The organism is Acinetobacter sp. 129952 (assembly GCF_056642055.1).
This window is the reverse complement of record NZ_JBWVSU010000032.1, coordinates 1-1,626: the sequence shown is the minus strand read 5'-3', so window position 1 is coordinate 1,626 and position 1,626 is coordinate 1. Positions and strand designations below refer to the sequence as shown.

The 1,626-nt window shown below is 46.6% G+C and carries 1 protein-coding gene; it reads left to right on the top strand.

The features are described 5' to 3' along the window. Positions 1 to 15 precede the first annotated feature (15 nt). On the top strand, positions 16 to 1,590 hold the full coding sequence (locus AC1IR0_RS15580; RefSeq protein ID WP_479741561.1) for an aldehyde dehydrogenase (NADP(+)): 1,575 nt from the start codon (positions 16 to 18) through the stop codon (positions 1,588 to 1,590). Positions 1,591 to 1,626 lie beyond the last annotated feature (36 nt).

The following is a 1,626-nucleotide window of genomic DNA, read 5'->3' as shown; positions in this document are numbered from 1 at the left end:
TTTAAGGAACTGGTTATGATGATTGGGAAAAACTTTATTGCAGGTCAACGCAGTGCGTTAGGACATGAAATCTTACATAGCGTTCATGCCACCACGGGTGAAGCTTTGGCTTATGAGTTTCATCAGGCCACTGAACAAGAAGTCAATCAGGCCTGTGAGATTGCGAGCCAAGCCTTTAAACGCTACCGTCACACATCACCTGAACAACGTGCTCAATTTTTAGAGGCAATCGCAGATGAATTAGATGCGCTCGGGCAAGATTTCCTTGAGATCGTTTCTCAGGAAACGGCTTTACCGATTGCCCGCCTACAAGGTGAGCGAGGCCGAACCAGTGGGCAAATGCGTTTATTTGCCAAGGTATTACGTCGAGGTGATTTCCTTAGTGCACGTATTGATACCGCCTTACCTGATCGTCAACCAATGCCTCGTGTAGATTTACGTCAAGTTAAAATTGGTGTAGGCCCAATTGCTGTCTTTGGTGCAAGCAACTTCCCCTTGGCCTTTTCAACAGCGGGGGGTGATACGGCTTCTGCTTTAGCTGCAGGTTGTCCAGTGGTGGTGAAAGCTCACAGTGGTCATATGGCAACGGCAGATTTAGTGGCACAAGCCATTGAACGGGCAGTCGAAAAAACTAATATGCCTAAAGGTGTATTTAATATGATCTATGGTAACGGTGTCGGTGCAGCGCTGGTGAAGCATCCCTTGATTCAAGCCGTGGGTTTTACAGGATCATTGAAAGGTGGTCGAGCATTGTGTGATCTGGCGGCTTCCCGCCCACAACCCATTCCTGTATTTGCGGAAATGAGCAGTATCAATCCTATGCTGATGTTGCCTGTAGCACTGAAAACCCGTGGTGCTCAAATTGCTCAGGACTTGGCTGATTCGGTCGTAATGGGGTGTGGTCAGTTCTGTACCAGCCCCGGTTTGATCATTGGGATAAAATCACCTGAATATAGCCAGATGATTGAGACATTGACAAATATTATGAATGGCAAGCCTGCCCAGACCATGCTGAATGCAGGTACATTGAAAAGTTACGCATCGGGTTTAGAGCATTTAACGTCACATCAGGGCATTCAGCATTTAGCGGGTCACGAGCAGCAAGGAAGTCAGGCGCAGCCTCAGCTATTTAAAGCAGATGTACAGCTACTGCTGGCAGGCGATCAATTATTACAAGAAGAGATCTTTGGTCCAACGACCATTGTGATTGAAGTTGAAGATAAAGCTCAATTGATTCAAGCCCTCAGTAGTATGAATGGTCAATTGACGGCATCCCTCATTGCGGATGAAGCCGATTTAACTGAATTTGCAGACGTTGTACCAGTATTGGAAGAGAAAGCTGGACGTTTGTTATTAAACGGCTATCCAACTGGAGTGGAAGTCTGTGATGCGATGGTTCATGGCGGCCCGTATCCTGCAACATCGGATGCACGCGGTACGTCTGTTGGTACATTGGCCATTGAACGGTATCTGCGACCAGTGTGCTATCAAAACTATCCGCAAAGTTTATTACCAGAAGCATTACGTGATGAGAATCCGCTGAATCTACTGAGACTGATCAACGGTGAGATGACCCGAAACACAATCTAAAAAAGAGGCCCATTTCGGGCCTCTTTTTTATTACAT